Source organism: Flavobacteriales bacterium (assembly GCA_021296215.1).
Classification (GTDB): Bacteria; Bacteroidota; Bacteroidia; order Flavobacteriales; family ECT2AJA-044; genus ECT2AJA-044.
Map to the genome: position 1 here is coordinate 20,709 of JAGWBA010000024.1, position 7,175 is coordinate 27,883.

6 protein-coding genes and 1 tRNA gene are annotated in these 7,175 nt (G+C 49.4%); 5 read left to right on the plus strand and 2 right to left on the minus strand.

Going from position 1 to position 7,175, the window contains the following annotated elements; translation table 11 throughout:
- The first annotated feature begins 5 nt into the window (after positions 1–5).
- A complete protein-coding gene (locus J4F31_05765; protein MCE2496068.1) occupies positions 6–800 on the plus strand; it encodes a hypothetical protein in 795 nt (264 codons plus the stop codon).
- Positions 801–859: 59 nt separating this feature from the next.
- The gene (locus tag J4F31_05770) at positions 860–2,347 is read left to right on the plus strand and encodes a tetratricopeptide repeat protein (protein MCE2496069.1); all 1,488 of its coding nucleotides are present in this window, start codon (positions 860–862) and stop codon (positions 2,345–2,347) included.
- Positions 2,348–2,351: 4 nt separating this feature from the next.
- On the opposite strand, the gene J4F31_05775 is transcribed toward J4F31_05770, so the two are convergent.
- Positions 2,352–3,812, minus strand: coding sequence for an outer membrane protein transport protein (locus tag J4F31_05775; protein ID MCE2496070.1), 1,461 nt, complete (start codon positions 3,810–3,812; stop codon positions 2,352–2,354).
- 5 nt (positions 3,813–3,817) lie between these two features.
- Positions 3,818–5,074: a hypothetical protein gene (locus J4F31_05780; GenBank protein ID MCE2496071.1), complete on the minus strand. Its 1,257-nt coding sequence runs from the start codon at positions 5,072–5,074 to the stop codon at positions 3,818–3,820.
- 87 nt (positions 5,075–5,161) lie between these two features.
- Here J4F31_05780 and proS point away from each other — a divergent pair, with 87 nt between their 5' ends.
- From proS to rpsT, 3 genes are all read left to right on the plus strand, one after another.
- The gene (gene proS / locus J4F31_05785) at positions 5,162–6,634 is read left to right on the plus strand and encodes a proline--tRNA ligase (GenBank protein MCE2496072.1); all 1,473 of its coding nucleotides are present in this window, start codon (positions 5,162–5,164) and stop codon (positions 6,632–6,634) included.
- Positions 6,635–6,711: 77 nt separating this feature from the next.
- Positions 6,712–6,786 (plus strand) — tRNA-Glu (locus tag J4F31_05790).
- A 20-nt stretch (positions 6,787–6,806) separates the two neighbouring features.
- Positions 6,807–7,058: a 30S ribosomal protein S20 gene (gene rpsT, locus J4F31_05795; GenBank protein MCE2496073.1), complete on the plus strand. Its 252-nt coding sequence runs from the start codon at positions 6,807–6,809 to the stop codon at positions 7,056–7,058.
- The last annotated feature ends 117 nt before the right edge of the window (positions 7,059–7,175 follow it).

A 7,175-nucleotide genomic window follows, 5' to 3' on the forward strand; every position in this document is an offset into this window, starting at 1 on the left:
AAGGTATGGCGAAGTCAACCAAGAAAAAAGAGATTTCTGTAGAGGAGAAGTTGCGCGTATTGTACGACCTGCAATTGGTCCACTCGCGCATCGATAAAATTCGTTCTGTCCGCGGTGAGCTGCCGTTGGAGGTCGAAGACTTGGAAGATGAGATCTCGGGATTGAGCAAACGCATTGAGAAGATTGAGAACGAGATCAAAGACCTCGATTCTGAGATCTCAGGTAAAAAGACCTTGATCGCAAACGCGAAAGAGCTCATCAAGAAATACGAAGGACAGCAAATGAAGGTCCGGAACAACCGCGAATTCGATGCATTGTCCAAAGAGATCGAATTCCAAACCTTGGAGATCGAATTGGCTGAAAAGCGAATCAAAGAATTCAAAGCCAAGATCGAGAACAAGACCGAGACTTTGGACGGTTCAAAAGCCAAGCTCGATGAGCGTTCTAAGCACTTGGAGCACAAGAAGGCGGAACTCGATAACATCCTCGGAGAAACTGAGAAAGAAGAGAAGGCCCTATTGAAGAAAGCGAAGGACTTCGAAAAGTCTATCGAAGACCGTTTGTTGAATGCATACCACAGAATCCGCGACAACGCACAAAACGGTTTGGCCGTTGTGACCATCGAGCGTGGAGCCACTGGAGGCAGCTTCTTTACTATTCCTCCTCAGCAACAACTCGAGTTGGGTCAGCGCAAGAAGATCATGACCAGCGAGCACTGTGGTCGTATCCTCGTAGATCCGGAATTGGCCGGAGAGGAAGAAGAGAAAATGTCAAAACTCTTCGAAGGTTCCAGCTTCTGATCCCGCAATAATCTAATTTGAAAGGGCTTCTTTTCCGAAAGAAACCCTTTTTTTGTGCTATGCCTCGAAACACCTTTGTCGCTCTATGCGGGTTTTTGCTTCTTCCTTGGTTCTTATGGGCCCAGAAACCTCATTTCGAATGGAATGCAGAAGTGGACCGGGCTCATGATCTCGTTCTTCAATTCCGTATGTCCGAGGCAGAGAAAGTATTGATCGAACTAAACGAGCGCTTTCCAGAAAACCGGGCGGTTGATTACGTTTGGACCGATCTGTACCTTATCCGCACGCTTGTCGAAGAACACGACGAGCATAGAGCCGAATTGTACGAATCGTACCGCGATCACCTGAACCGATTCTTCGATCTAGAAAAAACGAGTGTTTGGAGGTCTGTAGTGCTGGGTGAAACCTATTTCAAACGTGGCTTGGTCAATACGCTTAACGGCAACCCGTTGAGCGCAGCTCGCGACATCTACTTGGGGTATCAACAGTTCGAGCGGGCTTACGAGCTCGACTCTACCTTTTACCCGGCCCTGCTGGGATGGGGTGTTGTGCAGATGTATGCCGGAGCGATTCCGGACGACTATGTCTGGTACGCCCGCCTCATAGGAATATCGGGTGATTCTGAGTTTGGCGAGCGTTTGATCATTAAAGCAGTAGAGGAAAGTCAAGGAGCCACAAAGAACAGCTTCCACATCACGCATATCCCTTTTACAGCGAATTACCTTTCCATTGGCCAAGAGATACCCTCTCATAGAAAATCCTTGAAGAGCAAGGGTAAAAACAGTTATCCGCTCATTCTTTTCGCGGAGGTGAAGAACTTGGTAGACGATCACAACAACGTTGAAGCAATGAGTTTGCTTTCGCAATACCGGCCCACACCTGATCAAATGCGGTTCTGGTACCTCGATTACCTCTATGGGATCAATCTCGTCCGTGTAAACGACCCAAAAGGTGAAAAGGTTTTGTTGAACTATTTAGCCAATTATCCGGGAGATTCCTACAAAAAGTCCGCAGCTCTATTCCTTAGCTGGTACTATCTAATGAACGGCAAAGAAGAGGAGTCGCGCTATTATAAAAATCGAATAGACGACTTGGGCAAAGCTTTTGCTGGAGCCGACAAAGAGGCGATGAACCTGAAAGACGTTGATGTTCCCATTGCGCTGCTGCGAGCGCGATTGCTTTTCGATTCAGGAGAATACGAGGCCGCTGATTCTGTATTGCGGTCAACCCCGCCCGAAAGTTTTGAAAAGGACATTGATCGTCAAAATTGGTATTACCGTAATGGCCAGGTTCACAAGGCCTTGGGCGACCTGGAAGTCGCTCGGAGATTCTACCAGCGCGTTACCGAATTACCTTTTGATACTTCTCGGAAATTCACTCCCGCCAGCTGCATGGAAATAGGGAATATTTACTTCGAACGACAACAGTACAACGAGGCCATTAAGTGGTACGATAAGGCACTAGAGTACAAGGGTTACCCCTACGTTTCCGACTACCGGCGATTGGCCAATCGCCGGCGCGAACAAGCGGAAGAAAAGCTGCCCTAGCCGCTTATTGGAAAGGGAATCCAAGGGTAACGACCATGCGTTGATCGTTTCGGTCTAAAGATACCAAATCGCCGATATCGGAAGGCGCACCCTCGTATAGTAATCGGTCCGAATTCGTTCTCGTATTCGACACCGTTATATCCGCCTGGAATTTGTTGTTTCGGAAGCCAACACCACCCGATACCACCGTGCGCTCGAAGCTGAACGAGAATCCATCGGCGATCGGATCACCCCAGAGCTGATAGCCACCTCGTAGATACAGGTTTCCGATCCTCCATTCCGTTCCGAACCGCCAAATTGCCATGTCGTTAAAACTCTGACTGATCTCACTGTTAGTGTTGCCGTAATTGAAGTCGTCGGCATTGAATTGAGCTCTTGCATAATCGACTCGCTCATAATCCACACTGATCAATCCGTCCGGAGCCACGACCAAGGCACCGCCTAAGTGAATTCGCTGTGGGGTGCGCAAGGAGTAGAGGAAATTACCGTCCGGACTTAACCTCGTTACAGATCCACCGTCTGAGAAGGAGGTTGTCATTTCCGAGGAATAAAAATCTTCCATGCTGTACCAGGTAGGTGAATGGTAAGCAGCGGCCAATCGCAACCAATTCACAGGCCTGTAGATCAATCCCACCTTGAAGTTGATTCCTCCACCAATGGTTTCCAGATATTGCTCATAACCCCATCCCGAGATGGTATTCGTGGCTGAATCGAGGCCCGATTCAAAATATCGACGTTCTTCCGAGTAGTTGATCAATGGAATACCGACGCCAAAGCCCAAATGAAGCTTGTCGTCATAGGTCGTACTCACCCCAAAACTGATCTCACTCTGTCCGCCGCTCGAAGTCAAGTACTCACTGGCTACAGTGCCAACGGGATTCTGAACCAGCGGAACGTAATTATCGGGCGCGCCAAGGGTGTCGATCAAATAAGTGTACCACGCCAATTCGGCATCGAATGGATTCGTATAAATGAGATCCTCGTAAAGCGTACCCTGCGCCAAATCCGAAAAATACTGCGCTCGGGTAGTGTTCGAAGTTCCGGAAATGATTTGCTCTCTATTAAAATCATTCGTTCTGCTGTACCCAATGGCCAAGGTAAGATCGTCCCATTTCGGGGTTCGTAAGGCATCTTCGTACCGCTTAATGAATCCGGCGCCAGTCACGTAAAAGTTCGACGTGCTCTCCGACATGCGCATTCCCGAGTATTCAGTAGTCGTTTCCGGAGTATGTACGCCCATCGTTAGCTCGAAACTCGATGTTTTGTAAATGCTGCCTGCGGCAGGATTTAAAATTACGCTGCTCAGGTCGCCACCGAGGGCATTGAATGCACCTCCGAGCGCTTCATAACGTGCCGTTCCCTGATAATTGAGTAGCGAATAGCGAAGGGCCTCCGAGGCCGTTTGAGCCATCGCGAGTGGATACAATCCACCCATTAGTATAAGTGTAAGTGCTATTTTTTTCATGTCTCTTATCGTCTTCCGCCGCCACGTGAACCGCCGCTTCCACCACGACCACCGGACCCTCCTGAACCTCCGCCGATATTAAAACGGGGAGTAGAGCCGCGGTCATAGGATGGAGTTGAACCCCCGCCGGTATTCCAACGCGGCGTAGAGTTGCCGCGATTGAAGTTGTGTCCTTCATTCTGATTCAAACTTGGAACATAACCGCGATTCATACTGGGTCGCGAACTCTCAGTTCCGTTGATGAAGCTCTCGAAATTCTGCAGGAACCGAGGTACGTCGGCCCGTTGTTGTGTTGAAGTATTGCGTCCGCGATCTATCGGGAAACCACCGTTTCGGAACATCTCTTTCTGACGTAGATACGTATTGGCGCGAGTTTGTACATCGCGCGAAACGATTTGGTCGGGTACCGCTTTAGTAACGGCACGGCCCGATTGTGCCGGGATATCTGAACGCTCCATGGTGATCGCATATTCTACGACGTCGGTCGGACGCTCATTTTTTACCGTACGAGGCGAAGTCGGCACAGCACGCTCCGTGCTTGCGATCGCATTGTCATCCGAAGCGCTCGGTGGTTGAATTTCACCACGGCGAACGGCGCCCTCATAGGCGTTTTGAGTATAACCCGCTCCGGAAGGTGAGTTTTGTCCACGTGGTGCATAAACCACTTGTGACATAACATCGAACGAGTTGTAATAACTTGGGCAATTCCACGGGCTCCAAGGATTCCATGGGTTGTAGCCATAGTAAGGGGAGTACCAAGGATTATAGCCATAATTCGGGCCGTAGGCCCCGACACTTCCCCAACCCCAGCTGTAGCTATTGCCGAAATTCCAACCGCTATACGAATTCCAGCCTGTCGACGTACCCCAGCCACTGTACGGGTAATTGCTGCCGTAGTAGTTGTTGGTCATCCAGGCATCGCTGTAGATGCTGGTGCCGAAATTGTTAGGATTAGGGTCATACCAACCCATATTGGTGTAGTAGGGGTCGTAGTACCCAAAGCTCGAAGTGGTGTGGAATCGGCGAATCCGCGAGCTGTATTCGTACGGGTTTTGCTGATTCGGATCGAAGTTGGGATCCACGTAGTCGAAATCGGCCTGCGGATCGAGCTCTTCGTTCGTTTGCTCGTATGCGTAAGTGTCGATCACATCGCCCCCAGGATCGTATACGCCATCGTACTCGCCGTTTTGTGCGAGATAACCCGACGAGCAAGCGGTTATGAATGCCGTGGAGAGTGTTAGTATGAGTAGAGTCGCTTTCATAGTCGAATGTTTTGGTCCTATAATTTGAATACCTTTGACCCCTCAAAGGTTCACTAATCAAAGTACAACTATTATACCAAACTCCCAATGGCCCAAAAGCTAACCAAGAGATCAGAAGATTACAGTAAGTGGTACAACGAATTAGTGGTGATGGCCGACCTCGCCGAAAACTGCGGGGTGCGCGGTTCTATGGTCATAAAACCGTATGGATACGCTATTTGGGAAAAGATTCAGGCTGAGCTCGATCGCATGTTCAAGGAAACGGGTCACGTCAATGCCTATTTCCCGTTGTTCATACCTAAATCGTACTTCAGTAAGGAAGCTAGCCACGTCGAGGGTTTTGCTAAAGAATGTGCCGTTGTAACGCATTATCGTCTGAAGAGCGGAGAAGACGGAAAGATCGTTGTCGACGAAAATGCCAAACTCGAAGAGGAGTTGATCGTTCGCCCGACTTCGGAGACTATTATCTGGGACACCTACCGCAAATGGGTTCAGAGTTACCGAGATTTGCCAATATTGGTGAACCAATGGGCCAATGTGGTGCGGTGGGAAATGCGCACGCGTTTGTTCTTGCGTACGGCAGAATTCCTGTGGCAAGAAGGGCACACCGCTCACGCCACCAAGGACGAGGCCATTGCCGAAGCGGAACAAATGCTCGACGTCTACGCCACGTTTGCAGAGGACTTTATGGGAATTCCCGTATTGCGCGGGACTAAAAGTCCGAATGAGCGCTTCGCCGGAGCACTCGAAACCTATTGTATAGAGGCGTTAATGCAAGACGGAAAGGGGTTGCAGGCAGGGACTTCACATTTCCTTGGCCAAAACTTCGCCAAGGCCTTCGACGTACAATTCCAGAGTAAAGAAGGCAAACTCGAATACGTTTGGGCAACTTCCTGGGGAGTGAGCACACGACTCATGGGGGCACTCGTAATGACGCATAGTGATGACAACGGCCTCGTATTGCCCCCAAACTTAGCACCTTATCAGGTGGTGTTGATCCCGATCTACCGCAGTGATGATCAACGCGATGCGGTCGTGGATAAACTCAAAGAAATTCAAAAAGAACTGCGTGCAGCCGGTGTGCCCGTGCACCTCGACGATCGCGATACGCATAAACCGGGCTGGAAATTCAACGAGTACGAACTCAAGGGAGTACCCGTACGAATCGCTATGGGGCCCCGCGACCTGGAAAACGGAACCGTGGAACTCGCTCGTCGCGATACCCTCGAAAAGGAGTTCTTGCAACAAAGCGATATCGCAACTAAAGTAGAGCACCTCCTCGAAGCCATACAAAAGAACCTCTTTGATAAAGCCCTCGATTTCCGCAATGAAAATACGTACCGGGCCGATAGCTGGGAAGAGTTCACCGGGCTTATCGAAAATGAGGGCGGATTCGTATACGCGCACTGGGACGGAACCGCGGAAACCGAAGAAAAAATCAAGGAAATGACCAAGGCCACGATTCGCTGTATCCCCCTGAACGCGCCGAAAGAAGAAGGTAAGTGTATCCTTACAGGTGAGCCCTCGAGCCGACGCGTGGTTTTTGCCAAAGCGTATTGAGGATTTTTTTGAAAAACCTTTGCGGAAAATAAAAAGCGCATTACATTTGCACTCCCTTAACCACAGAGGTTGAACACGGCCCGTTCGTCTAGGGGTTAGGACGCCAGGTTTTCATCCTGGTAGCAGGGGTTCGAATCCCCTACGGGCTACCAAGTTTTTTAGAAGAGATATTATGGCTAACCACAAGTCAGCACTTAAGAGAATTCGCAGCACGGAAACCCGACGTCTCCACAATCGTTACTACCACAGAACGATGCGTAACGCATTACGTGAGTTCCGCGCTATGACCGATAAAAAAGGAATGGAAGAGCGTTACCCAAAGATCGCCAGCATGATCGATCGTTTGGCCAAGAACAACGTGATCCACAAGAAAAAAGCTGCCAACTTGAAAAGCAGCATGATGAACCAGATCGCTAACGCCTAAGTCTGGACATCACTCAAAAAAATGAGCCTCGCTTTTGCGGGGCTTTTATATTTATAGAGGATTAGAAAGAGGTCATAAGAGTTGTTGATATTCGAGACTTTAATGGCTGGTGTACGA

Excerpts from the sequence above, each read along its gene's own strand:
- proS (MCE2496072.1), top strand. The coding sequence starts at position 5,162 with ATGGCCCAAAAGCTAACCAAGAGATCAGAAGATTACAGTAAGTGGTAC.
- J4F31_05765 (MCE2496068.1), top strand. The coding sequence starts at position 6 with ATGGCGAAGTCAACCAAGAAAAAAGAGATTTCTGTAGAGGAGAAGTTG.
- rpsT (MCE2496073.1), top strand. The coding sequence starts at position 6,807 with ATGGCTAACCACAAGTCAGCACTTAAGAGAATTCGCAGCACGGAAACC.
- J4F31_05770 (MCE2496069.1), top strand. The coding sequence starts at position 860 with ATGCCTCGAAACACCTTTGTCGCTCTATGCGGGTTTTTGCTTCTTCCT.
- J4F31_05775 (MCE2496070.1), bottom strand. The coding sequence starts at position 3,812 with ATGAAAAAAATAGCACTTACACTTATACTAATGGGTGGATTGTATCCA.
- J4F31_05780 (MCE2496071.1), bottom strand. The coding sequence starts at position 5,074 with ATGAAAGCGACTCTACTCATACTAACACTCTCCACGGCATTCATAACC.